The 24,318-nt window shown below is 45.8% G+C and carries 22 protein-coding genes; 6 read left to right on the top strand and 16 right to left on the bottom strand.

Translation table 11 applies throughout. From position 1 onward, the window contains the following. Nucleotides 1-75 precede the first annotated feature (75 nt). The 4 genes from MH144_RS10135 to MH144_RS10120 all read right to left on the bottom strand — a co-directional run bounded on the left by MH144_RS10135 (nucleotide 76) and on the right by MH144_RS10120 (nucleotide 4,900). Nucleotides 76-1,773, bottom strand: a complete 1,698-nt coding sequence (locus MH144_RS10135) for an alpha-L-rhamnosidase-related protein (protein WP_239299523.1) — start codon at nucleotides 1,771-1,773, stop codon at nucleotides 76-78. Between the two features lie 29 nt (nucleotides 1,774-1,802). Further along, nucleotides 1,803-2,633 (bottom strand): carbohydrate ABC transporter permease, encoded by an 831-nt coding sequence (locus MH144_RS10130; RefSeq protein WP_239299522.1) that lies wholly within the window; start codon nucleotides 2,631-2,633, stop codon nucleotides 1,803-1,805. Beyond that, on the bottom strand, nucleotides 2,633-3,490 hold the full coding sequence (locus tag MH144_RS10125) for a carbohydrate ABC transporter permease (protein WP_239300576.1): 858 nt from the start codon (nucleotides 3,488-3,490) through the stop codon (nucleotides 2,633-2,635). The genes MH144_RS10130 and MH144_RS10125 overlap by 1 nt, the downstream gene beginning before the upstream one ends. A 111-nt stretch (nucleotides 3,491-3,601) precedes the next feature. After that, a complete protein-coding gene (locus MH144_RS10120) occupies nucleotides 3,602-4,900 on the bottom strand; it encodes an ABC transporter substrate-binding protein (RefSeq protein ID WP_239299521.1) in 1,299 nt (432 codons plus the stop codon). Between the two features lie 175 nt (nucleotides 4,901-5,075). Between MH144_RS10120 and MH144_RS10115 the strand changes: the two genes are divergently transcribed. The 3 genes from MH144_RS10115 to MH144_RS10105 all read left to right on the top strand — a co-directional run bounded on the left by MH144_RS10115 (nucleotide 5,076) and on the right by MH144_RS10105 (nucleotide 9,807). Continuing rightward, nucleotides 5,076-6,848, top strand: a complete 1,773-nt coding sequence (locus MH144_RS10115) for a cache domain-containing sensor histidine kinase (RefSeq protein WP_239299520.1) — start codon at nucleotides 5,076-5,078, stop codon at nucleotides 6,846-6,848. Further along, nucleotides 6,817-8,331, top strand: a complete 1,515-nt coding sequence (locus tag MH144_RS10110; protein WP_239299519.1) for a response regulator — start codon at nucleotides 6,817-6,819, stop codon at nucleotides 8,329-8,331. Before MH144_RS10115 ends, MH144_RS10110 begins: the two co-directional genes overlap by 32 nt. A 168-nt stretch (nucleotides 8,332-8,499) precedes the next feature. Further along, entirely contained in the window at nucleotides 8,500-9,807 is a 1,308-nt protein-coding gene (locus MH144_RS10105; protein ID WP_239299518.1) for a right-handed parallel beta-helix repeat-containing protein, read from the top strand. Nucleotides 9,808-9,921: 114 nt separating this feature from the next. Here the strand turns inward: MH144_RS10105 and MH144_RS10100 are convergent, their stop codons facing one another. Continuing rightward, entirely contained in the window at nucleotides 9,922-10,380 is a 459-nt protein-coding gene (locus tag MH144_RS10100; RefSeq protein WP_239299516.1) for a MarR family winged helix-turn-helix transcriptional regulator, read from the bottom strand. Nucleotides 10,381-10,526: 146 nt separating this feature from the next. Between MH144_RS10100 and MH144_RS10095 the strand changes: the two genes are divergently transcribed. Continuing rightward, a complete protein-coding gene (locus tag MH144_RS10095) occupies nucleotides 10,527-11,411 on the top strand; it encodes an SDR family NAD(P)-dependent oxidoreductase (RefSeq protein ID WP_239299514.1) in 885 nt (294 codons plus the stop codon). A 146-nt stretch (nucleotides 11,412-11,557) separates the two neighbouring features. On the opposite strand, the gene MH144_RS10090 is transcribed toward MH144_RS10095, so the two are convergent. Beyond that, entirely contained in the window at nucleotides 11,558-12,385 is an 828-nt protein-coding gene (locus tag MH144_RS10090; RefSeq protein WP_239299512.1) for a sugar phosphate isomerase/epimerase family protein, read from the bottom strand. Between the two features lie 198 nt (nucleotides 12,386-12,583). Here MH144_RS10090 and MH144_RS10085 point away from each other — a divergent pair, with 198 nt between their 5' ends. Next, complete coding sequence (locus tag MH144_RS10085) at nucleotides 12,584-13,288, top strand: DUF6199 family natural product biosynthesis protein (protein ID WP_239299510.1); 705 nt, start codon at nucleotides 12,584-12,586, stop codon at nucleotides 13,286-13,288. Nucleotides 13,289-13,420: 132 nt separating this feature from the next. Here MH144_RS10085 and MH144_RS10080 read toward each other — a convergent pair whose 3' ends face one another. The 8 genes from MH144_RS10080 to MH144_RS10045 form a co-directional block, all read right to left on the bottom strand. Further along, nucleotides 13,421-14,743: an LLM class flavin-dependent oxidoreductase gene (locus tag MH144_RS10080; RefSeq protein ID WP_239299508.1), complete on the bottom strand. Its 1,323-nt coding sequence runs from the start codon at nucleotides 14,741-14,743 to the stop codon at nucleotides 13,421-13,423. A 2-nt stretch (nucleotides 14,744-14,745) separates the two neighbouring features. Next, nucleotides 14,746-15,978 carry an MFS transporter gene (locus MH144_RS10075; RefSeq protein WP_239299506.1) on the bottom strand — a complete coding sequence of 411 codons (1,233 nt, stop codon included), beginning with the start codon at nucleotides 15,976-15,978 and terminating at the stop codon, nucleotides 14,746-14,748. A gap of 132 nt (nucleotides 15,979-16,110) precedes the next feature. Then, a complete protein-coding gene (locus MH144_RS10070) occupies nucleotides 16,111-16,557 on the bottom strand; it encodes a GNAT family N-acetyltransferase (RefSeq protein WP_239299504.1) in 447 nt (148 codons plus the stop codon). Between the two features lie 68 nt (nucleotides 16,558-16,625). Further along, nucleotides 16,626-16,955 (bottom strand): GRAM domain-containing protein, encoded by a 330-nt coding sequence (locus MH144_RS10065; RefSeq protein WP_095289626.1) that lies wholly within the window; start codon nucleotides 16,953-16,955, stop codon nucleotides 16,626-16,628. 200 nt (nucleotides 16,956-17,155) lie between these two features. Continuing rightward, nucleotides 17,156-17,974 carry a purine-nucleoside phosphorylase gene (locus tag MH144_RS10060; RefSeq protein ID WP_239299502.1) on the bottom strand — a complete coding sequence of 273 codons (819 nt, stop codon included), beginning with the start codon at nucleotides 17,972-17,974 and terminating at the stop codon, nucleotides 17,156-17,158. 127 nt (nucleotides 17,975-18,101) lie between these two features. Then, a complete protein-coding gene (locus tag MH144_RS10055) occupies nucleotides 18,102-18,428 on the bottom strand; it encodes an immunity protein TriTu family protein (RefSeq protein WP_239299500.1) in 327 nt (108 codons plus the stop codon). A gap of 120 nt (nucleotides 18,429-18,548) precedes the next feature. Next, entirely contained in the window at nucleotides 18,549-18,725 is a 177-nt protein-coding gene (locus MH144_RS10050) for a hypothetical protein (protein ID WP_239299498.1), read from the bottom strand. A 92-nt stretch (nucleotides 18,726-18,817) separates the two neighbouring features. Next, nucleotides 18,818-19,975: a serine hydrolase domain-containing protein gene (locus MH144_RS10045; RefSeq protein ID WP_239299496.1), complete on the bottom strand. Its 1,158-nt coding sequence runs from the start codon at nucleotides 19,973-19,975 to the stop codon at nucleotides 18,818-18,820. 181 nt (nucleotides 19,976-20,156) lie between these two features. On the opposite strand from MH144_RS10045, the gene MH144_RS10040 reads away from it, so the two are divergent. After that, a complete protein-coding gene (locus MH144_RS10040) occupies nucleotides 20,157-20,597 on the top strand; it encodes an Lrp/AsnC family transcriptional regulator (RefSeq protein ID WP_239299494.1) in 441 nt (146 codons plus the stop codon). A 15-nt stretch (nucleotides 20,598-20,612) separates the two neighbouring features. Here the strand turns inward: MH144_RS10040 and MH144_RS10035 are convergent, their stop codons facing one another. Both MH144_RS10035 and MH144_RS10030 read right to left on the bottom strand, forming a co-directional pair. Then, a complete protein-coding gene (locus MH144_RS10035; protein ID WP_239300574.1) occupies nucleotides 20,613-21,728 on the bottom strand; it encodes an MFS transporter in 1,116 nt (371 codons plus the stop codon). A gap of 486 nt (nucleotides 21,729-22,214) precedes the next feature. Next, a complete protein-coding gene (locus tag MH144_RS10030; RefSeq protein ID WP_239299492.1) occupies nucleotides 22,215-24,284 on the bottom strand; it encodes a helix-turn-helix domain-containing protein in 2,070 nt (689 codons plus the stop codon). Nucleotides 24,285-24,318: the final 34 nt, after the last annotated feature.

Here is a 24,318-nt window from a genome sequence, read left to right as displayed (position 1 = left end):
CATCAAAAATTGAGAAGGATAACATCTGGATTAATATCGGAATCGAAGAGATTCCCCGATCCCGATATAGCAATTCTAGCTCCGAACGACACGAATTCCCTCCGGTGCTTTAACTTCCGTATCGATGGTTCCATCCGCACCTTTCTCATGCCTTACATATACAATTCCATGAGGCGTTGGAAATGTACCCTCGATCCATTCCAGATCCCCTAGATCTGGGACAATTCGAAGTGTGCGACAACCCGGCTCCTCTATTCGAACACCCAGTACATATTCTGTAAGCCACGCTGTAGGTCCCGAAGCCCAGCCGTGACACAAGCTGTGACGGTAACCTTGATAGCAATAACCACCGTAAGTACCGTGAACATCAATCTTGCCTTCTGGCGTGAGCTCATCTATACGCGCTGCATTTTCCAACCATTCAATATCAAAGTCTTCCCAGAAGGTTGTTGCACCCAGCGACAGCATTCCGCCCCAATATGCACGAATACTATCTAGACTTCCTTGTACATCTCCTGCCTCTCCGCGAGCCTTTAGCATGTAGTAACCATAAAAAGTGGAATAGCCTTTAGGTGATTCAGGTGCAATCATCTTTTCATTTGTCTCTTTAGGTTCAAGCAATCCCACTAGAGCGAGCAAAGAGGCTGCTTGTTTGCTTTGATTAGGGTCAGGGATGATTTGACGAAGTTTTTGTGCTGTCTGTTTACAGAGCTCTCCCGTTACTACATCATCCAAAAAATGACAGAGCTTGGTCCCAACGTCCATACACCATACAAATAAGGCATGTACTCCTGCATTTACACCAACCGGGTTGGTGGAGGAAGGCCAGTCCAGGAACGGATTTGGAATATCAACGGTTCCATCCGAGCGCACACACCCCGTTAATTGACGCAATAAGCCTGTCATATAGTCTTTTTGCTCCATTAAGTAAGACAGATCCCCATTATGCATATACCAGTCATGATGAACCAAAATCCACCAGATAGAGTAAGTAGGAAACGTAGTCATCCACTCGGGTAAAGGATATTCCTCCCGCATAAAATCAAGGCTTTTGGGTACGACCTCATGATAGCCGAATACCGCTTGAATCGTTGAAGTCTCTGGGTGCATGTCTCCAGCCCACACCAATCGATCTCGTTTAATGCCGTCCCACAAGTAATCCTGCATGTTTAAATGTACCGTATACGCCCCGGTGCTCCATATTTGGTTTAATAGCTCATCATTGGATCGAAAGCTTCCTTTATACTCAAGATCATGTAGGATTGCAGCAGCGCGAATACTAATTACCTGAACGGTTTGGTTCGCATCAATGAAGTCGACACGGGCAAATCGGAAACCCGAATTCCCTATGTTTTCCGCTCCCATATAACGAACTTCAAATTCGCCATCTCGTGTAGCATGATCATTCGTTGCGTTCATATCACCGCCTAACTCACTCATGCACTCCATAACGGACTCCCCAAATCTGACACGAAATCTAGCAGACGATTTATGCGGATTGTCCCCCATAGCAATACAGATCTGGATACCTCCATGCAGCTCCACTCCAAAATCAAGCAAAATGCCAGGAGCTTGACCTTTATGTTGAAGCACACACGTTCTTCGGTTGGATGAGTCATGTATCGATTGGCCATCATTACCTTGCAGAAGCAGCTCAAATTCTGTAATGACGGAGCCTTCTTCCTCCGTTTGCCATACGATACGAGCAGGATCCACAAAATAAGTCTTTCTTGGATCCACCTTCACATTTACCTTCGCCCATTCGGGTATCATCGTAATCCTCCTTCTCCCACTGGATGAGTCTAACCTTTTACTGCACCCGACATAATTCCCGAAATAATGAAGCGCTGCAAGAAAATATAGAGCAACATGACTGGTGCTACGCAAATAACGACCATCGGGAACATATGCGCCCAATCGTTACTATACCGACCAGCGAATGAATAGACCGCCACTTGCACCGTTCGCAGTTCATCCGTATTCAGAAATACGACAGGAAGGAAAAAGTCATTCCAGATATGAAGAAATTGAAGGATTAATACGCTTGCAGCCACAGGTTTGAGAAGTGGAAATAAGATTTTGAAAAAGATACCGCTCGGCGATGACCCGTCAATCTGTGCAGCCTCTTCAAGCTCCAATGGCAGTGATCGCATGAAACTGGTGAACAAAAAAATGGTTAACGGCATGCCAAATGATATATATAACAGAATGACCCCCAGCTGTGATTGATTCAATTGAAGGTTATTCATCATTTTAAACAATGGAATCAAGTTAAGCTGCACAGGAACAATAAGACCCGCCACAAAAAATAAACTCAAAAATGCCGACAGCTTGCCAGCTCGCCTCGCCAGCGGATAGGACGCCATAGCACCTAACAAAATAATAAATATAACTGAAACGGTACTGATCAAACTGCTATTAAGAAAAGCTAGCCCAAAGTTCGATCTCGTCCAAGCTTCAATATAGTTACTAAAATGAAATTCACCCTTTAGACCGAATGCACTGGAAAACATATGTTCATTGGTTTTGAAAGAGAGAACCACTAACATATAAAGCGGATAGAGATAGAATACGGATAAAATAGAGACGATAGCCCAACGAACATAGCCCTGTATACGAGAGGTCGTTGTCATTAGATATCAACCTCCCTTTTTCTCAAGAAAGTGAGCTGAATCATTGTAATTACAAAAATGATAATGAACATGACTACCCCCATAGCCTGAGCCTCCCCGAATAAATTACGGGTAAACGCTGTATCGTACATGACCGTACTAATACTTTCCGTAACGTAACCAGGACCTCCCTTGGTCATGGACATAATCAGGTCAAAGGCTTTCAGTCCGTTGATCATTCCTGTAACTAAGGTAATGGTTATAGCTGGCCCCAGAAGTGGAAACGTCACGTTTAGGAATTGCTTCATCACTCCTGCTCCGTCGATGGATGCGGCTTCATAAAGTTCCTTCGGAACAGACTGCAGATTGGCTAGAAAAATGAGCATGCACCAGCCTGCCCCTTGCCAAATGCTTACAGCGATTATGGACCATAAGGCGAGATCCATATCGCCCAGCCAGTTCATAGCCAATTCAGACAAGCCCAGGGAAGTCAGAATCGTATTGAGGCTGCCCGTGGTTGGATCATAGATGTATGCCCAGATATATCCGATTGCGAGCAGACTCATGATTTGTGGACTGAAGAATATGGATCGAAAAAAACTTTGACCTTTAAAACCGCCGTGGAGTAAGAGAGCTAGCAAAAGCCCCAGTATGCTCTGTCCTAATGTAAGTCCCACTGCGTACCAAAGTGTATTCCCAAGAGCAGTCCGAAAACGAAGGTCTTCCAAGAGGTACATGAAATTATCCATGCCTACAAAGTTGAACTCCGGATTGATTCCATTCCAGTCCGTCAAGGAATAATAAAAGCTCTGTATACTGGGATAGATAAAAAACATGACGTACAATAAAACCGCAGGTAAAGCAAAGGCATACGGCACTTTCTGCAATTTGGATTTATTACCCACCCTCAATCCCTTCTTTCTCTTCTCTATAGTGTGTTAAGAAGAACGGAGAAGAGATGTATCTGTCTCTCCTCCGGTCAGGCTTCACTATTTCTTAACGGCTTTGTCCCACGACTTGTCAGCGATATCAAGCAGCTCTGCAAAGGAAACTGCTCCGCCAATCGCGGATTGAGTGCCCTGATTAAACGCGTCGGTATTAGGACCTGCTGGCCAGCCAATATCAAGGAACTGATAAGTTGGAGCGTTCTGTACAACCTCGACAATGTCCGCTGTAATATCTGTGCTCTCTGACTGTACGGTTTGCAAAGTCGAGAACTGGCCCGGCCCAATAAGGGTTAAGTAGTTTTCGTCCGAAAATAGATAGACCAGAAATTTCTTCGCTTCTTCCTGATGCTCGCTTCCCGACCAAATGGATAGACCCGTGGACGGCGCAGAGGATAACCAGATCTCTTCGCCTGCTTTGTTGCCTGGCAATGCAAACATACCAATGTCGATATTGTTGGCTTTGGCAATTTCCTCATAACCACCAATCGACCAGTTGCCGTCTATCATCATCGCCGCTTTCCCCGATCCCAAGGACGTTTTCGCAGATTCATAGGAAACGCCGAGCGTGTTTTCGTCGAAATATCCATTTTTCACAAGCTGTTCATATTGTGCCGCTACCGCTTTCCACGAATCGGAAGTTGCAAATTGTACTTGGTCATTGAATCGCTTCTGATCCCAATCTTGCTCCTGCGCATACACGGTGGAAGGAGCCAGCGCATACCAAGGCAGCTGCACATTCCATGCTTCTTTGCCGGCCAGCGCAATTGGCGTGATTCCTGCTGCCTTCAGCTTCTCGCAAGCTGCCAAAAACTCTTCCCAGTTCGTAGGAACTGCTATATCATGTGCCTGAAAAATATCCTTGTTATAGAACATAGCCAAGTAATTCTTGCTCCAAGGTATACCGTAAACCTTCTCTTCCTTGCTGAAGCCTTGCAATAAGCTCGGATCTATATTTTTCAATGGAGCAACATCGCTTAAATCCGCCAAATAACCTGCGTCAATACTAAGCCCAATTTTGCTAAGACCTGGCCACTGCACAAACATGTCGGGAGCTTCTTTTGCAGAGAGCTGTGCTCCCAAGGTTTGCTTGAATTGATTGTCCGGTGCACGATCAACTGTAATTGTTACATCGGGATTTTGGCTGTTGTATTCTGTCGCGAGTGTTTCAAGACCGCTCATATCTTGAGCTGTTAATGAAATCTTTAGGTTTACCCCCTTGTCTTTATTATTGGTAGCGTTTTCAACTCCGCTGTTGTTGAGGGCTCCATTATCGTTTGTGCTGCATGCCGCGAGCAACAAAAATGCCGGAACAAGCAAACCAACTGCTAATCGTTTTAACATGTTTTTTCCTCCTGTTATGCTGTTTCTCGGGTACATTTTTATTTTGGCATGATATGTACCTTATGATAAGCGGTGTTTTTTTCGGAATAGGACGGATTCTTTGGATATTTCAACAAGACTCCTTCCATGAAAAAATTCCTTGAACTATACTAGGCTTTGCGGGGGGAGGTATAAAATGACTTTCAAACAGAAGCTTAACCTGTCGTATACGCTAATTATCACGATCCTGATTATTATCATTTCATATGGTCACTACCTTCTACATCTTTCAAACACAAAGCACAATATGGAGCTAACCATGGATGAACTCTCCAATCAGATTGCGATTAACCTGGATGTGTATCTGTCCGAATTGATTTCATCTACAATGCAACCACTTTATGATCGTGATCAAATGGAACGTCTTATCACCGGAAAACATCTCCATGATTTAGACCTGTCCGAAACGGTACAAATGGAAAACTATATTCGGAATACATATCTGTATCCCAACGCCGAAGACATTACAGCAGTTCACTTTTTCGACAATCAGATGGGGAGCTTAAGTCTTTATCAGAAGGGGCAACCCTATCCCTACACTCCAGAATCAACAAAAGCTTTCCTTGAAGCACTGAGATTGCAGGGGAAATCGACGATTTCGGATACAAACATGATACAACCATCAAATGGCGGCGGTGTGATTCCATTGTTCTCAGTCTTTAGACAGCTCAATATTTTCGAGTTAAATCAGCCTTACGGCGTTCTTGTTTTAGATGTAAATTTCTCCAAAATAGATGATCTGCTTCATCGTGTTCAAATCGGAAATGGTTCATCCCTAACCATCGTCAATGAGCAAAATCAAGTGATCTACGCGACAGACAAAAAACAAATCACCCTCCCTTCGCCTTCCCTTGATTCCAGCGAATGGCTGCGGGCTGAAGCTAACTTAAAATCTGTTCCATGGAAGCTCCAACTTGATGTCCCTTTGAATTCGGTTTTGAATCGAAAAGAGATGCTTCTCACTACTCTACTTATCATGACAGCGTCCTTGATGGCGGCCATATTATTTTCTGGATGGTTTTCAAGAAAAGTGACACTGCCGATTGAACAGCTCCGGCGACTCATGAGGAGAGCGGAATCCGGAGAGTTTAATCTGAGGTTCCATGCAACGTCAAAAGATGAAATATCTCATCTTGGAAATAGTTTTAACCAGATGCTTACCAGAATCAAAGAATTGATCGACCGTACGTATGTCGCTGAAATCCGGCAGCGGGATGCTCAGTTTTCAGCATTACAGAGCCAAATTAATCCACACTTTCTGTTCAATACGCTTGAAACCATTCGAATGATGGCTGAAACAGAGGGCAATCCACAAACGGTCAAAATGACCACTTCACTGGGCAAATTGCTTAAAGTTCATTTTCAGCAGCGAAGCTGGATAACCATACAACAGGAATTGGAGTATGTAGAGCATTACTTATATTTGCAATCGGCACGCCTGTCCTATCCACCAAAGGTTGAAATCGAATGTGATGAATCATTGAAAAGTATACCGATTCACGCTCTCATGATTCAGCCGCTAGTCGAGAATAGTATTCTTCACGGATTACGTCCTATCTCCCGCTCTGGTTTTGTTCGAGTCCAGGTCAATAAAAACGAATTAAACTCCTTTATTGAAATTAAAGTGACTGATGATGGTGCAGGAATGACAGTGGAACAACTCCATTTAGTCAGAAATCGGATCCAGATGGCCCTCAATGAACAACCGCAAGATGTTAGCATCGGTCTGTTAAATGTTCAGCGCCGAATCAAGTTATCCTATGGAACACAATACGGGCTGGAAATCGACAGTACCCAGGGTAAAGGAACCTCCGTAGTTTGCCAGATCCCTCTTCACCAAATCCCAGATCGTAATAAGATCGGAGGTGCTTCTGAACATGAATACATTTCGGATGATTATAGTCGATGACGAGCCCATGATTCGAAAAGGGCTGCAAGCATTAATACGAAGAATTGCTCCTGAGTGGACAGTGTTAGGTGAAGCAGCTAATGGCAGAGAGGCTTTGGATATCATCAAAAACGTAAAACCGGATCTGATTCTAACGGATATCTCCATGCCTATCATGGATGGGATCGAGCTTTATACCGAGTTAAAGCGTGAGCCTGACTCTCCTTTTGTTCTTGCACTAAGCGGGTATACAGACTATTCGTACGTTCGCCAGATGCTTGTCATGGGTGCCGTCGATTATATCACGAAGCCTGTTGAGGAGCCTATTTTGCTTGAAAAGTTGAGACAAGTAGAAGCTTTGGTTCTGGATACGTCGCATCAAAAATTGGAAGAAAACGAACAATCCCAGCAATTAATCGAATATTGGATACATCAACTGCTAAGCGGGCAAAGTCATACACCGGAAACATGCGAAGTGCGGCTAAGTCGTTTGGGACTTCCAATAGATGGGGTATACTTCGGAGCTGTAGCACTGTATATCAATGTCCAAACACTCACACCCCGAGATCGAAGTCTATATTTATACTTTCTTATGAAGACTTGTCAGGAACTCATTCATCAACAGGGCAAAGTCATTCGAGTCGAAGACAATATGATTATGGCACTCCACTGGTCACGGGATGAATATGCGATTAAAGAAAATTTAGTACAGTTTGAAGAAAATCTCTTCCGTTTCACGAATGTACATACACAAATTCCGATGATCATGGGAAGCAGCCCTGTCTTTAGTGATTTCCGTCAACTGCTCCCTTCTTGGAATATGGCTAAAATGGAAATCCGGTTTCAACTCGTTTCTGACTCTGGCACCGATATAGTCGAATGGATGGCTGCTTTCAAGCAGGGTCAACATTTACAAATCAAAAGCATGATATCTGAGACCTTCCCTCTACATCAGCCGGATACTTGGAGAGACCGGTATGTCAGCTGTTTGGCTATTCTGGGACACTTCGCTGCCGAATCCGGTCTGCCACAACATCGAGTTATAGACCCTTTGTCCGTAGAGGTTCTGAGTGAAGATCAGAATACCTTATCCCGTGAAATCTGGATCAGCAAGCTCAATCAACGAGCAGAGGAAATTCTGGATTATGTTCAACAGAGTCAAAAACAAACAGATCCACCTCTTATCGCCCGAGTAAAGCGTTTTATCCATACGAATATAAATGGAAACTTAACTCTTCAATCGGCAGCTGATTATGTTCGTATGAATCCGAGTTATTTAAGCGAGGTATTCAGAGAAGCGACAGGCATTAACTTCATTGATTATGTCATTCAGCAACGAATGGAGATGGCCAAGCAGCTGATTATCAAGGACAAACACAAGCTATACGAAATCGCAGCCATGGTAGGGTACCAAAGTTCTAAGCATTTCACTTCTGTGTTTAAGAGGGTTGTCGGCATTTTACCGTCAGAGTTTAAGCGGTATGTCGATTCAACGTTGGCCTAGATTAATCATTTTCGCTGCTCCCATTACTTTATACCTAAAACGTACTGCAAAAGAATTATTTCATAGTGGTTTTATAAAAATCTCTTTATGGGGGACCGATAAAAATCATGCGCCATGGTTGCTAAGACGTCACCAAACCATTGATTGACCCAAAAGGAGAAAAGCATTGTGAGAAAAATCGGGAGTTTATTCATCATTTATTCCATGCTTACAGCCTTGTTTATGACAAGTTCTGTTATGGCAACTGGAGATACATTGGATTCAGGGAAAGAAGGAACCATTGCAACAACAAGTGCGACGAGTTATTACGTCTCTCCGAACGGCAGTGATACCAATGCGGGAACGATAAATGAGCCATTGAAGAGCTTGATGCAAGCCCAGTCCCTGGCTTCGTCCGGCGATACGGTCTATATCCGCGGCGGAGTTTACGATGACTTTGAAATCGCCAAAACGGATAGTAATTATAATTACGTTCATGCCTTCAACAAAAATGGAATTACCTACGAGGCATATCCGGGTGAAAGACCTGTTTTTGACTTCAGTCATGTCCCAACCAATTTACGTGTGGCTGCATTCTTTGTTGAAGACAGGACAACGGGAGTCACTTTCCAGGGATTCGATGTCACTGGTGTTAAAGTAGGTGAGCAGCCTCAATCGGAGGCTTTCAGAATCAGAGGGCAAGCCGACTTCGTGAATATGGCCGCTTACGGAAATGAAGCGATTGGTTTTTACTATACGGGGAATGGAACAGGAACCGTTCTTAACTCGGATGCTTATGACAATATTGGCCCAACGGATGTATCTGCCGGGAATACAGATGGCTTCGGAGCTCATGGCGGAGCGGTCTCGTTAATTAATTCCCGCGCCTGGAATAACAGTGATGATGGATTTGACAGCATCAGTTCAAAGGGACCTGTGGTGTACGATCATTGTTGGTCGTTTAACAACAGAGGCAACCAGAATGGCGTAGGCGACCAGAACGGATTCAAAGTCGGAGGATACGCCTATCGGACAACCGGCATTCCAGATCCATTGCCTGTACATACCGTTAGATATTCACTTGCCGTGAATAACGGAGCGAATGGCTTTTATGCGAATCATCAGCCAGGACAATCCGCTAACTGGACCAATAACACCGCGTACAATAACCGGCGGGCCAACTATGATATGCTGGAGCGCGTTAGTCCAAAGGATATCACCAACATTCCTGGTTACAGGGAAGTGTTACATAATAACATTGCCTTCATGGGGACAACCATCAAAAACGATAACCACCCTATTGAAAATGTATCCAATAATTCTTGGACCATTGATGGTGGTCTTCAGCTCACCTCAGAGGATTTTGTAAGTCTGGATACGACTCAATTATCGGCAGCTAGAAAAACAGACGGCAGTTTACCTGATGTCACGTTCATGCTTCCTGTAGATACGAGTCCTTTATTCAAACTTGGTTTAGGATACCTTGCCGATAAGTAAAATTCTGTTTTTAGTAGACCAAAAGGTGATGTCCAAGGAAATGTGGATATCACCTTTTGATTTTTTCACAATGGCTACGTTTATATCATCACAATTTGCGCTACATCCCCCACACTACCCCTCCAACCCGTTAAACTGTCGAAGCATGCTGGTGAAATGTCCCAACTCTTCATCATCCCATCTGGAGATACGGTCATAAAAAGCAGACTCCTTCTCCTTCAGCGCATTCACCGTCGACTGCTCGCCAAGCTCTGTCAGAGACAATAGAATGCCGCGCCGATCATCAGGATCCTGCTCCTTGCTCACATATCCGGATTTCTCGAGCTGCTTAATCAGACGACTTACCGAGCTGCGGTCCATGGCAGTCGCTTCTGCCAAAGCTGCGGCACTTGTTGGACCATAAGAGTACAGCCACCGTACGAGGTGAAAAGCGGCAGGCTGCAACGTCGCATCAAATCGCTCGGCAGACCGAACATTGAGTGCATGCGAAGCACTAATCAGGGCATGGATCTGCTCACCAAGGGCCAGTTCCAGGGTTTCTCTATCTTTTGTTTTGGCTGCATGTTCACTCATTTTGTTGTTCCCCTCTCCTTAATTCATTAAAGCATGTCATCAGAATATATAGTTGACAAATATCAATTAATATTCAATTAATATATATAGTTGATTTATATCAATTATATCTGACGACTCTTTTTGCGTCAAAAGGAGACTTCACTATGAAAACAACACAGCCCATTATTGTAATCACCGGAGCAACAAGCGGATTGGGGCAGCTTGCTGCCATCGAACTTGCCAAACGTGGTGCATCGCTTATACTCACAGCCCGCAGCGAAGAGCGCGCCGAGGCCACCAGGAACAAAATCAAGGCAATCGCGCCCTCTGCCAACATCCACTTTTTCTTCGGAGACTTATCCTTGCTAAGTGATGTGAAACGTATTGGGTTTGAAATTGCAGCTGCGTATCCACGTATCGATGTACTTTTGAATAATGCCGGACTCCATGCGTTTGAGCAGAGAGTGACTTCTGAAGGGTTTGCCGAGATGATTGCTGTGAACTATTTGGCACCTTGGCTACTAACGCATACGTTGCGTAATTCCCTGATCCAGTCGGGTCATGCCCGTGTTGTGAACGTTGCATCTGAAGCCTCACGGAATTACGGTCAACTGGTGCTGCCGGATGACTTGAGGGATACCACTCCTTTTACTGCCCGCGGTTCCTCTCCGATCTATGGCAAAACCAAACTGCTCAATATTATGTTTACCAGTCAACTAGCCAGACAATGGGAGGGGACCGGAGTTTGTGTGAATGCCTTGAATCCTGGTTTCAATGTCACCGGCCTTGGTCGGGAACTGTGGTTCGCGAGTGTGCTGGAGCGCATTCTAACGTTTCTGCATATCGGTGACCCGCGTCGGGGGGCGGACATCATAACTCGTTTAGCTGTAGAACCCAAGTTTGGGGAGGTTTCGGGAGGTTATTTTAACGTGGGCAGCGGAGCGGCTATTACGCCTGCAGCTCCAGGCGGAGATGCCGGAATGCAACACAAATTGTGGGCGGTGACGCATCAATTGATGAAGGAACGCGGCTTGCTTGATAAAAAGTAACTTAGTGATAGATGTAAGGGGTAAGGGGCTAATTTGTCCCTTACGAATGCTTATACAATACTCCACTTCCACCTTGGTTAGGGTAAATTCTTTATATAAGAAAAATGAAAAGACCCATACATCGTGTACGGGCCATATTCATCAATTTATAACTCCGCAAACACGCTATCAAAGCCTGCCTTTGACTTGGCAAACAGCTCGCTTGATTCAAGTGTTGATGCAGGTGCCAGAACCTCCTGGGCTACAACGCCCGTGTAACCAACAGCCTCCAGATTTTTCAGGAAACCCGTCAGATCAATGACTCCCTCGCCTGGATACAGGCGCTCATTATCAAGCAATTCTTCAATCGGCAGATTAGAGGCATCATTGATATGAACGTGAACAATTTGTTCCTTTTTCAATTGCAGTACCTCTTCCATACGCAAACCAAGCGTATGCCAATGATAGGAATCCACCAGCAAGCCTACATTGGGAGCATGAATGGTCTCAATCCAGTCCAACGTGTCCTCCACACTCCAAATAAACGGATTCTTCCACTGCGTCCGCAAATGATGGGGGCCGACAAACTCCAGCCCTAGCCGGATACCGTACGCCCCCAGAATGTCTGCACAGATTCTCAATCGTCTGGTAGCCGCCGCCATGAAAGATGCTGCAGGCTGATCGGTCGAGGGTAGAACATAGGTGCAGCAAGTGAAACAATTCAGCGAAGCAGAGGCTTCAGCCATTTCAACCAGAGATTTGAGTCCTTCACGAAATTGCTCTTCTGAGTTTCTCCAGTCCACGGTGAAATCCGCTGAACCGATGATGATATCGTTGCTTTCCAATAAATGTGCAGCTTGTTCCTTCCCGTACTGTTGAACCAATGAGAGCGGATTCAAATCTACGGACTGGAAGCCATATTGGGCCGCATTCGTAATATATTGTTCATCAGACTCGATCTTCCCCAAACCTGCCTTCGTTAATCCTCTAATCATCCCAATCTCCTCCTGTGACTTGTCTAATAGGCAACAACTGCTGCACCCTCTCAAGCTCAAATTCAGGGTATAAACTCATAATAACAGCCACGTTCAAAAAAGAAACCAGTATGTTCCATTTCTTTTTTTTGCAGATCCCACTGCAACCAGTTCCTGGAATTTACGTAATAGAGAACAAAGTGGAAGGAAGGCGTTCATATGATAACAAGGTTGCGAAAAATCCAGTCCCCCACCCTTATTTTCTTTTCATGCGTTGTGGTTGCGTCCGTGATCGTTGGCTTCCTATCCAAGCCTTATTTCACGGAACACATATTCTACGCAGACAATCAGAAGTATTTATTTGATCGTAAAGAAGAACAGCAGATGATATACCGGAGTAGAACGGCCGATTCCATTCAGGTGCAAGTGGAGCAGCAGAAGCGCACCGTATTTATTGATAATCAGAAATATATCATTACCGAAATCAATTCCAAACCTAATCCAACGTATAGCGTGTTATACCCTAACGGACGCAAGTATGAGGTTCAGGACCAATCCAGGGAATTAAGAAGTTTTGATGAAGAAGGCAATATTATGACTTCCGTCACATTTTACGTTAACAACCAGAGAATACTTAGCGAGGACGAAGAGCAGTATTCACCGGATACAATCGTGACTGCTGCTTACCCGGTATACCATTACACGCAAGGTCAGCCTGTCTACCTTTTTCTCGCCCTCGCCGGTTTGATATTTGGATGGTGCAGCTTCTACTACCGTAATTTCCAGGATCTTCTCTTCCTGCTCTCCCTTCGTTGGATTTGGGTGAACGACCCCGAACCTAGCGACTTTTACTACTTAATGACCAGTATTGGCGGCATCGTTGTCATGATCGGATCTGTCTGGATTGCCTTCAAAGCATTCTGAAGCATGCAGTGTTGTAAACAAAAAGCGGTAACGACGTTGAAGATACGTCATTACCGCTCTTTTTCATCCCCTTCTTAAGGGGACTTAGATTAAGTTTGCCAAATGTGAATATCCATCGTCATGTTGCTCCATTTAGTTCACACGTTCCAGCGTGTACCGATTACGTGGAATTTCGAGCCCCAGGTTCTCCCGAAGCGTCTCATGCTCATATTCCGTCCGAAACAATCCTCGTTCTTGTAGAACGGGAACAACCAGATCCACAAAATCCGCCAGTCCATTCGGCACAACCGTACGGACATTGAATCCGTCTGCGGCTTCGCCTTCAAACCACTCCTGGATCTGATCGGCGATCTGGTCGGGTGTTCCAATGAATGATGTTCGCGGCGTTGACGCTCTTAGCGCGACTTGGCGGAGAGTCAGCCCCTCTTCCCGTGCTTGCTGCTTAATCTTGTCCGTTGTACTGCGGAAGCTGTTGCTGCCCAGATCACCAATCTCAGGGAAAGGCTCGTCCAGCGGATACTGAGAAAAGTCATAATGGTCAAAATAACGCCCCAAATAATACAGCGCGTGGTCAATACTGACGAGTCCGGCAATTTCCTGATACTTTGACTCTGCCTCTTCCGCTGTTCTGCCCACAATTGGACCGATACCCGGGAAGATCAGAATGTCTTCAGCCTGACGTCCATATGCGACCGCTCTTGCCTTAACATCCCGGTAAAACTCCCTTGCTTCCTCAATCGTCTCATGTCCCGTATATACAGCATCTGCCGATCTCGCTGCCAGGTCTTTGCCGGATTCGGATGAACCTGCCTGGAAAATGACCGGATAACCCTGCTTCGAACGTGCCACATTGAGCGGTCCCTGTACAGAGAAATGGTTTCCTTTGTGATCCAGCGTATGCAGCTTAGAAGGGTCGAAGAAGACACCCTTCTCCTTGTCCCCGACAAATGCATCATCCTCCCAGGAATCCCATAGTCCTTTGACCACATTCAGGTGCTCTTCAGCAATTTCATAGCGCAGCGCATGGTTTGGATGCTCGCCTTTGCCAAAGTTCAGTGCCGATCCTTCCAGTGGGGAAGTGACTACGTTCCAGCCTGACCGTCCTCCACTGATCTGATCCAATGAAGCAAATTGCCTCGCCACCGTAAACGGTTCGCTGTAGGAAGTCGATAATGTCGCAACCAGCCCTATATTGGAAGTGGCTCCTGCCAGCACAGACAACAGGGTCAACGGCTCGAAGCGGTTCAGGAAGTGAGGATTGGATTTTTCGTTAATAAAGAGACCGTCAGCAATAAATAGGAGATCGAACTTGCCTTCCTCCGCTTTACGCGCCTGATTTTTGTAAAAATCAAGACTAACACTCGCATTAATCGGAATGTCAGGGTGTCGCCAGAAGGAAATACTATTCCCGACTCCGTTCAGGTTGGCCCCCAATTTCAGTTGTCGTTTCGTCATATTCAAGTCCTCCCTATGTTTTCGTGGGTAATCCGATCACTCTTGTTTAATTGCTTCATGTCACTTGCCTTTACTACCCAGGCAGCCCCGAGAAGTACGATCCCTGTGAGCAGAAAAATAAAAGGAATGCCGGTCCATCCACCAAGAAAGCCGCCAATTAAAGGACCAAGCACAATACCGAATTGGCTCGCCGTTTGGCTGAGACTAACTGCCCTGCCCCGAAATTCGTGCTCCGCATATTTGATAATTAATGCATTGAGAGCCGGGTAAACTGCAGCGAAGAACAGACCATAGATAAATCGCAAACTTCCAAAATACACGAGATTATACGCGGTTAGCTGAAGAAGACTGCCAATGCCGCCGCCGATCAGCCCGATAAACAAGGTTTTCTCATACCCGATCCTGCCACCAATCTTTCCCCATCTGGGTCCCATAATAACTGTCGCTACGCCGATGGCTGAAAATACGATGCCTGCACTGAGTGTTGCATGGCTTATATCTCCGCCGATCTGAACGACATACAGCGTCAGCACCGGCTCGATGATGAGCACGGACGTGGAGACGAGTAAAATGAGGCCATAGATCCGCATTAAACCGGGAGTGGATGCCGCTCTCTTCAGATCACCCAGAATGCTGGTGGAAGCCACTGTATGGGATCTGCGCGATTCTTTTACGCCAAGAACCAGCAGAGCCGAGAACAGTGTAATGATCCCGGATGCAATGAAACATCCCCGCAGTCCAATCCATTGACTGAGCACGCCTCCAGCAAGAGGCCCAAGAATTCCGCCTGCAGCAGTGGATGTGGAGATGACACCCAGCGCGTAGCCAACATGTTTCTCCGGCGTATTCGTGCCAACCAATGTGATGGAGGCCGGATTGAATCCAGCCATCAGTCCCTGAAAGACCCGAACAGCGATGAAGGTGTAAGGATCCTGAACAAAATAGTTGGCAGAATGGGCAATCGCCAGCCCAACCCCCGACCGGATCAGCATCAGCTTGCTGCCGTATTTGTCAGCCAGTGATCCCCAGAAGGGCGCACATAGTCCGCTGATCAGAAAGCTGATTGAGATCGAGACACCGGACCAGGCCTCCAGCCCACTCTCAATTCCGAGATCATTTTGCAGGAACAGAGGAAAGAACGGCACGGACAAGGTATACGCCATATGATTGAAAAAAAGCCCCAACCACAGAATATACAGATTACGCTTCCAATCCGGCATATCGGTATTCTCCATAGTATATAATTCCTATAAAATAAGTAGGTTATTATCCATATTAGGATATGGATGCAGGAAAGTATAATAGAAATGTTCAATAGACCCATTCAAGAATTAAATGAATGGGTCTGTCATTATGCCATTTAAAGATCAATCTTCTGTTAGCTGGACGGACATAAACACATCCACCTCATCTTCACGATCTACAACAAACCCAAAACGTTCATATAACCGCTTCGCCCGGCTTCCCTGCAATACATTCAACAGGACACGTTTGCCCCTGGCTTCGTCCATTCCCAGTAGCAATTGCAATACTTCGGTTCCAATCTTCCTGCCCTGTGCATCCGGATGAATATAAAAGTGTTCAAGCAGAGCTCCCTCTGCGGTAGGCTTCAGCGAGACACAACCTACGGATGAACCCTCCAGCTTAATAATCCATGTATAGATCGGATCGAATGTGTTCCGGAAACGTTCCCGAACCTTCACCTCGTCATACCTTGCCAATCTGGTCAGATCATCATACAGTACCAGAGCACGCAAATCAGCAAGCCGCTCCACATCTTCCTGCACAGCTTGATGCATCGTTAGTTGGTTCATTGTTACGACCTCCGTATCATTACTCCAAGTACCTATTTCTTCGTATATGTACTACTGCTTGCTGACTTCTACATCAATTCATTATCCATTCGCTTGGCACGTATAATCTCGCCAATAATCTTCGAACGATTCCAAACGACAAACTTGAAGACAAGTCCATCCTCCATCGTAATTGTAATGCCATTAGGAATGATTCCCCATGTCTTTCGTTTCTCAATCTTGGTCATGCCCCAGATCTCAAGTTGAAGCCATTCGGTCTGAATATTCAGGCCATGTGGAATAAAGACCAATCGTTCATTGGTCAGGAACAGCTTCCCCCCAACGCCTTCAAATCCCCTTAACCAGTTCGCATTGATGCGTTCAAAAATGACATATTCCGTTGAACCCAACTCTTCCATTGCTGTCAGTCTCCTTTGATCAGCCGATCTTGATTATTCTACCAGTTTGAATCTCTCTTATTATAGGTCGTTTCTGCCCGTTTAGGAATATTTTTGCACCTGGTTATGATCAAAAAAAGCATTGTCCACCGGAGGTCATCCGTCATGGACAATGCTTTTTTCTCTGTTGCTATTACTATGAAAAGGAGCAGCCTCTCTTCCTACATCTCTTGCAGGATGCCTTTAACAAGCCCGATAAAGGTTGTCTTCACTTTTGCAGCTACTTCGATGACTTCATCATGACTGAGCGGCTGATCCAGAATGCCGCAGGCCATGTTGGTCAGGCAGGAAATGCCCAGCACCTTCATGCCGCCATGGATGGCTACGATCGCTTCAGGAACCGTAGACATACCTACAGCATCCGCGCCCATCGTCCGAATCATGCGAATCTCGGCTGGTGTCTCATACGCAGGGCCACTCCACCACGCATACACCCCTTGCTGCAGGCTGACATTCTGCTCTTCTGCAACCTTAAGCGCAATACTGCGCAACTCGCGGTTGTATACCTGGGATACGTCAGGGAAACGCACCCCCAGTTCAGCATTATTAGGTCCCATCAATGGATTGTTGCCTACCAGGTTAATGTGATCCGTAATGAGCATCAGCTGACCCGGCTGGAAGCTTGTGTTGATCGCTCCGCAGGCATTCGTAATGATCAATTGCTCGACACCCAGCGCCTTCATGATGCGAACTGGAAACGTTACTTCATCCAGCGTGAAACCTTCATAATAATGAAGACGCCCTTTCATAGCTACGACCATTTTGCCCATTAGTTCGCCAATGACCAGCTCGTTAGCGTGACCAATAGCTTCTGATTGTGCAAAATACGGAATATCCGTATATGGAATAACTGTAGCGTTCTCGATCTCGTCCGCAAGTGCTCCCAGCCCGGAGCCGAGGATCATGCCTACGACAGGCTTGTTGTTAATTCGGTTTAATATGTAATCTCTAGCTTCTTGAATATGTTCGGATTGATGCATGAATGGTTTCCTCCTGATAATCTGTATTGGGGATTAGTATGACTATACCTCAAGTGTAATGAACAATAGACATGATGTAAATGGAAGTGGGTAACCAATACACCTGGACAGCTTCGCGCGGTATACGTTAAGCATTAACACCCGTCTGTAACACCTGGAAATAACCTTGCAAAAGCTCGTCAAAATCAGGAGTCTCATCTTCAATCTGCTCTATATACTTCCACAAGATCAATTCTTCCGTTTCGATGTTAATTACCTCAACCTCCATTTGTCTGGACTCCCAGACGGTTACTTGTCCCATGGCATACTCTGATTCATGAACAAACCCGGTCGAAGGGTCGGGAATATAATGTTCATCCACATGGCCATGGTTCACCGGTTCGGTGGTTATATGAAGCGTTCGCAGTGGGCCTGCCTTTTGTTCGGCCCATTGATTAAATTGTTTTCGGATCATATGGAATACCCCGCTTTCAGTCTTGACCATTCTTCTTGTTATTCATGCTTCAAATTATACAAAAAACCGATCCTCTGTCGAGAATCGGTGTCATTCATTCACCAACATGTAATAGCTGCCTCACTGCTGCTCCAGCGAATGGCCCATTTTGCTTTTCACGAAATCCATCCCCATGCTCAGCAACAGCATAAGTGCCGCGAACATCATCGACTTGGCAATCGTCCCTTCAGGAAAGATCATATAGGCAGCTGCAAAATTGCCTGCAACAACAAACAGATAATTGCGTATGCGGTCCATCTTCTCATCTCATTTCGGGATCAAGTTCAGAACACAACTGTAACCTACTGCTCTACATTATCATATTTTTCCATATTGATCCATTATGCAAGTTATCTCTTTCGCCCAATCCCCTCATAGACAGCCTCGCACAGTTCAGTTGTAAACCTGCCCAACATGCCCTCCAGAGCTGTATTCGTGAACGCAACAACACTCAACTCTTCTGCCGGATCAACAAACCACGAGTGACCATAGGTTCCTCCCATACGCCATGATCCAACAGACTCGGAGGTCCCCGCCTCTACCGGATCCTTCAGCAACGTGAATCCCAGTCCAAATCCCCTGCCCGGCCAATACGGCATGGCAAGATCGCCAATCTGATTGGTCGTCATTTCGGTGACCAGCGCTTCTGGAAGAAGAGAGCCTCCACCTTGACGCAGCGTTTCAAGCAAAAGAAGAAAGTCTCCTGCACTTCCGACCATCCCCGCGCCACCTGAGAAATAGGCGGATGGATCGAGAACTCTTTCTGGTGCAAGGCGGAAGCCGGCCGTTCCTTCAATAAAAGGAACATGTTCCTCTGCTCCCAAGCGACGGGGTTCAAAACTGTTGGAGCTGTTCGCATAGGCAGCTGTCATTCTCTCCGGATCCACAGCAACAAAATCCGTATCCTTCATGCCCAGTGGATGAGTCACAAGCTGTTGTACCGCCTCTCGCAGGGTCATCCCGGTCACTTTCTCAATGACTGCACCAAGTACATCCGTTGCAATCGAATATCTCCACATCTCCCCGGGCTTATATAATAGCGGGGCAGAAGCAATCCTCAACAAATTTTCTTCCAGCGTAATGCCAGCGATATCCATCCCATCCGATACTCCGGCAAGTTCGTACGTTCCCCCGTTTTCCTGAAAAAATCGATATGATAATCCTGCCGTATGTGTCATCAGATGATGAACCGTCATGGAGGCAATTTCCCCATTCGGCTTCTTGGGACGGAATTCGGGGAGCCATTTCACAACCAGATCATCCAGCTTTAATTTACCCTGGGATATTAATACCATGGCAGCGGTGGATACAATCGGCTTGGTTACAGAAGCATACCTGAACAGTGCGTTCTCTTGCATCCGTCTGTTCTGCTCCCGATCGGCAAAGCCAGTAGCGCTTTTATAAACGAGTTCTCCTTTCCAGGCAATCTGAACAACGGAACCCACGATTCTTTTTTCTGCTAATGTACGGTGAATTACGTTTTCTACAGATGCAAGATTAAATTTCATGTCTCTGTCTCCCATTTGACTCTTCCTCTCCATCTGTACCTTGATTATTTAAAGCAAGTGTGCTTATTATATAAATGATCTCACCCGAATTACATAAGACAACCAAGTTATCCTCATGAATTTGTCATAAATATAAAGGTATTTACAAAGTATTTCCTATAATTTAAAAGGGGGCCTTCTCATGGACCAAATCGATACCAATATCCTCTTTCATTTGCAAAACCAGGCAAGGCTATCCATGACAGAGCTGGGCAAGCTGGTAGGTTTATCTCAACCCGCCGTAACAGAACGCGTAAAGCGATTGGAAGAAAGCAGGGTAATCGAGGAGTACCGCACCATCATTTCTCCACAGAAAATAGGGAAGTCTAGCACGTCTTATCTTCTTTTCCGCACACGGGATTGTCATGCCTTTCTAGATTTCTGCCGTTCGTCACCGGAAGTGGTTGAATGTCACCGCGTGAGCGGAGAGCATAACTACTTGTTAAAGATCATGACCGATTCGATTGCTGATCTCGAAGCGTTTGGAGACCGATGCGATCCATTCGGTACCTACACTACCCTCATTGCCATATCTTCACCTATCGCAGCCAAAAATCTTATTGTAGGAACGAATGTAGTGTAATGGTAGTTTCCGTTCTTAGCTCGTCTTGGAAAAACCATGTTTTCTGGCAGACCAGGCAACAATCAAGGCCATAACGATCAACAGGATCAAGGAAATCGGCAGAGAACGAGCTCCCACCTGGTCCAATAGAACGGCTCCGATGACCCCTCCTCCCCCAATTCCCAGATTCCATGCTGTCACCAGCATGGATTGGGCGATATCGGCACTCTTGCCCCCTGCTTGTGCAATTGCAGTCTGCAGTAACGTAGCGGCCCCTCCAAATGTAAGTCCCCAGGCGACTATCCCTATAATGATCGCAGTCGGTTGATGGATAAAGACCCCCATTACCAGCGAGGCCAATGCAAATATAACTAGACTGATCAGAATCAAAAGCCTCATGTAACGGTCGATCAGCAGCCCAATAATCCATATACCGATCACTGAGGTCAGTCCAAAGATCAGCAGAATCAGATCCACCCGTTCAGACAGCACGGTCTCGCCCAGATAAGGTGAAATATACGTGTACAGAATGTTATGAGCGAGTACCCAGGCGAGAACAACAAACAATATGGAACGGATCCCGGGCATAACCAAAATCCGATGAAGCGCAAGCTGATGACGAACAGGCTCTCCCTTATAATCAGGCACTTTCCATAGCACCCAAACTACAAGTGCAACTGTTAATAATGAGACAGTTCCAAAGATAAGTCGCCACCCTGTGTAATTCCCCAAAAAGGTACCCAAGGGGACACCTAGTGATAGTGCCAGAGGTGTGCCCACCATGGCGACAGCCATCGCTTTTCCCTTTAATGAGCTTGAAACCATCCGGCGTGCGTAACCTGCGGTCATTCCCCACAACACGCCAGCAGATACCCCGGCCATGAAGCGTGCAATGAGGGTCAGTACATATACCGAAGATACGGCCGTAATCGTGTTAAAAATCAGAAAACCGAAGATGCATAATAACAGCAGTGGTCTGCGTCTCCATCCACGTGTAGCTGTCGTCAAGGGAATCGCTGCCAGAAGAGATCCCACTGCATATAATGTGACAAGTTGTCCAGCCAAACCTTCCCTGATTTCCAGATCTTTTGCTATTTGCGGCAGCAGCCCCGCCGGTAGGCTTTCGGTAAGTATGCATATGAATCCAGCCATAGCCAAAGCAAGCAGACCTGACCAGGGAAGACGTTCCTTTGCTATTGTGTTCACGTTCACGAAGATTCTCCTTTATCCTTTATTTGTGTAAGTCCAAAAGCCTTTGGCCTACAAGGATAAGCTTATAAAAACGGGTCCACATTTGGCATACTTAATTAACGGCAATTCGTTCATTTTAGAAGGATAATCCGTTTTATTTCGGAGTTTTACTTTAAGTTTAAATGTAAACGCTACCAAATAGTGATAGCCAAATGATCGATGGTTGAGGAGGATGGAAGGAAACCGAAGTTTATCCTAATAGTGCTCCTGTTACTCACTAAATTAATAGGATAAAGTCAGGCATTGAATTACAACGGAATTACAATGCCTGTGTTCACATACACTAAGCGTAGCTTGATAGAGGAAAAATCAGGATGCACTTGCTTATAATCCATATCTGGTTAGCCAATTACTTTGTTTGAAAATCACTGATACCATTCCCATAACTCACGATGAGCGGTATGTCTGCCGCAGATAACAGGCCAACTGCAGATGGAGGAGATGCTCCTGGTTGCTCAAGGACATACCCAGAATCTCTTCGATTTTGCGAATCCGCTGATATAGTGTATTGATATGAATATGAAGCGTGGCTGCCGTCTGAGCGGCAGATCCTCCGGAAGCCATATATGTCATAAGCGTTTCCTCCAGTCCGCCGGTCTGCCCTTTGACAGGTCGTAGCGGCTCAAAGATCTCCGCCATAAACGTATTCAGATCCTCCGCAGATTGCCGGATGAACAAACGGTTTACGCCAATATCCGTATATCGAATGGTTCCCCGTTCTCCCCTCGTCCTCTGATACGCCAGTGCCTTATCCGCTTCCTGGAATCCCGTATTAATTGCATCTTTGCCTGATCGGATTGAACTTAAGCCTCCGAATAATTTTACGTGATTTTGACTCTCCCAATCCTTCACCAACAAGCTGAACCGCTGTTCCAGTTTACCAGGTTTAATCGATTCGGCTACGATCAGCAGCAAGGTAATTCGTCTCTCATCCCCAAACGCAACAGGCAGCGTTCCGCTTGGCATTTTCTCTCTCAGATAAGCAACGAGCTGAACGGATAATGAGCTATATGTGGAGGGGTTCACCCGATCCGCAAACTCCAAAAGGCTTAATACTATTGATGTTGAAGGACCGATCCCGATCTCCCCCGACTTCTGCCAGTAATCCTCCGAGTCCTGACTGAGTCTCAGTTCATTGAAGAATTGCTGTGTTTTCTTGAAGTAAAATTCAGCCAAAGACTGCTTGCGCATCAGTTCAAGAGCCAGAATGGAGCTTCCCTGCTCCAGCGCAATCAACTGCAATGGTTCCAGCGGATTATTCATCTGCATGATCAGATAGCCGAGACACTGATTAGCCGAAGCAATCGGATACAAGTATTGATATGACCGGCTATCTTCTCCTTCGATACATGTCAGATAATCGGGATGGTGCAAGGATTCGTAAAGATTGCGCAGTTTCTCCATATCCCAATCATTCAGGACACTGCTCCGTTTGGGAATCCATTCATTATCAATAAAATCGATAAATACGATTGGCACGCCAATAATACGTGTCAATTCGTTAACGATCGATACCGCACCCTTATTTTGCAGCGAAAGTCGCATTAAGGATGAGTGAATCTCGTCCCGTTTGATGAGCGTCTCGTTCCGTTTGCTCAGATCCTCATATAGCTGGGCATTCGTGATTGCGATGGAAACCTGATCGGCAAAGCTCTGCAGCAGCCTTACATCCGATTCCGTGAATATGGGGACCTTTCCTTTTTGATAGACAATTAACACGCAATCCGGCTGACCACCCACCTTGATGGGCACTGAAATGATCGAACCGATATTTTGAAAGTCGTATGCCGAATTCAAATGATCCTTGTTGTCGGGTGTCATGTTGCCAAAATCATCTTCGACTGTGGAAAAACTGTTATAAAGCTTGGGTGTGCCTCGTTTAAATGTATTTCCAATAATGCCTTCACCCGGCTTCAGCTTCATTTTCAGCATGTCCTCGCCCATTTCTCCAGCTCTCGCCTTAACCTTCAGTGCATCAATTGCAGGATCATATCTCCATAACACCCCGATACATTCATAAGGGATGACCGATAGCGCACTCACCAAAATCCGCCCCAACAGTTCATTCAGATCTAACAGCTGAGTCACATCACGGATACTGTTCATGATTTCGTTCAAGGCACGTTCATGCTTGCTGGCCACAGCCTCCGTATAATACGGATAGAGTAATGAGGATAACGTAACTAAATCTTCCGCAGAACAGTGCCAGTTCTTAAAAACACGAATAGCCACACATATATTATTACTATATGGCAGAAAAACTAACACAATATCATCTGATTCTTGCTCTACTTTAGGGTGTTGAAGAGGGAGACTTTCAGCAAAACAAGGCGGTATACTTTCCTTTCTGCCAATGGCTTCATTCAGCACCCAATCTTCCCAATTACTGCTGATCCAAACCTCATAATCGCATTTCCCCAAACGTTCTCTCAGGATTTCATGTAAGATTCCATTCAACAGAGCCGCCCCCAAGTCAATGTAGGTTTTCACA

It is taken from the genome of Paenibacillus sp. ACRRY (assembly GCF_022346995.1).
Classification (GTDB): Bacteria; Bacillota; Bacilli; order Paenibacillales; family Paenibacillaceae; genus Paenibacillus.
The sequence above is the reverse complement of the archived record's forward strand: the minus strand, read 5'-3'. Positions and strand labels throughout refer to the sequence as shown.

Excerpts from the sequence above, each read along its gene's own strand:
- MH144_RS10135 (WP_239299523.1), bottom strand. The coding sequence starts at position 1,773 with ATGATACCCGAATGGGCGAAGGTAAATGTGAAGGTGGATCCAAGAAAG.
- MH144_RS10040 (WP_239299494.1), top strand. The coding sequence starts at position 20,157 with ATGGACCAAATCGATACCAATATCCTCTTTCATTTGCAAAACCAGGCA.
- MH144_RS10050 (WP_239299498.1), bottom strand. The coding sequence starts at position 18,725 with ATGGACCGCATACGCAATTATCTGTTTGTTGTTGCAGGCAATTTTGCA.
- MH144_RS10065 (WP_095289626.1), bottom strand. The coding sequence starts at position 16,955 with ATGGAAGAGTTGGGTTCAACGGAATATGTCATTTTTGAACGCATCAAT.
- MH144_RS10055 (WP_239299500.1), bottom strand. The coding sequence starts at position 18,428 with ATGATCCGAAAACAATTTAATCAATGGGCCGAACAAAAGGCAGGCCCA.
- MH144_RS10090 (WP_239299512.1), bottom strand. The coding sequence starts at position 12,385 with ATGATTAGAGGATTAACGAAGGCAGGTTTGGGGAAGATCGAGTCTGAT.
- MH144_RS10070 (WP_239299504.1), bottom strand. The coding sequence starts at position 16,557 with ATGAACCAACTAACGATGCATCAAGCTGTGCAGGAAGATGTGGAGCGG.
- MH144_RS10080 (WP_239299508.1), bottom strand. The coding sequence starts at position 14,743 with ATGACGAAACGACAACTGAAATTGGGGGCCAACCTGAACGGAGTCGGG.
- MH144_RS10085 (WP_239299510.1), top strand. The coding sequence starts at position 12,584 with ATGATAACAAGGTTGCGAAAAATCCAGTCCCCCACCCTTATTTTCTTT.
- MH144_RS10130 (WP_239299522.1), bottom strand. The coding sequence starts at position 2,633 with ATGACAACGACCTCTCGTATACAGGGCTATGTTCGTTGGGCTATCGTC.
- MH144_RS10120 (WP_239299521.1), bottom strand. The coding sequence starts at position 4,900 with ATGTTAAAACGATTAGCAGTTGGTTTGCTTGTTCCGGCATTTTTGTTG.
- MH144_RS10035 (WP_239300574.1), bottom strand. The coding sequence starts at position 21,728 with ATGGCTGGATTCATATGCATACTTACCGAAAGCCTACCGGCGGGGCTG.
- MH144_RS10095 (WP_239299514.1), top strand. The coding sequence starts at position 10,527 with ATGAAAACAACACAGCCCATTATTGTAATCACCGGAGCAACAAGCGGA.
- MH144_RS10060 (WP_239299502.1), bottom strand. The coding sequence starts at position 17,974 with ATGCATCAATCCGAACATATTCAAGAAGCTAGAGATTACATATTAAAC.
- MH144_RS10100 (WP_239299516.1), bottom strand. The coding sequence starts at position 10,380 with ATGAGTGAACATGCAGCCAAAACAAAAGATAGAGAAACCCTGGAACTG.
- MH144_RS10075 (WP_239299506.1), bottom strand. The coding sequence starts at position 15,978 with ATGGAGAATACCGATATGCCGGATTGGAAGCGTAATCTGTATATTCTG.
- MH144_RS10115 (WP_239299520.1), top strand. The coding sequence starts at position 5,076 with ATGACTTTCAAACAGAAGCTTAACCTGTCGTATACGCTAATTATCACG.
- MH144_RS10110 (WP_239299519.1), top strand. The coding sequence starts at position 6,817 with ATGAATACATTTCGGATGATTATAGTCGATGACGAGCCCATGATTCGA.
- MH144_RS10045 (WP_239299496.1), bottom strand. The coding sequence starts at position 19,975 with ATGAAATTTAATCTTGCATCTGTAGAAAACGTAATTCACCGTACATTA.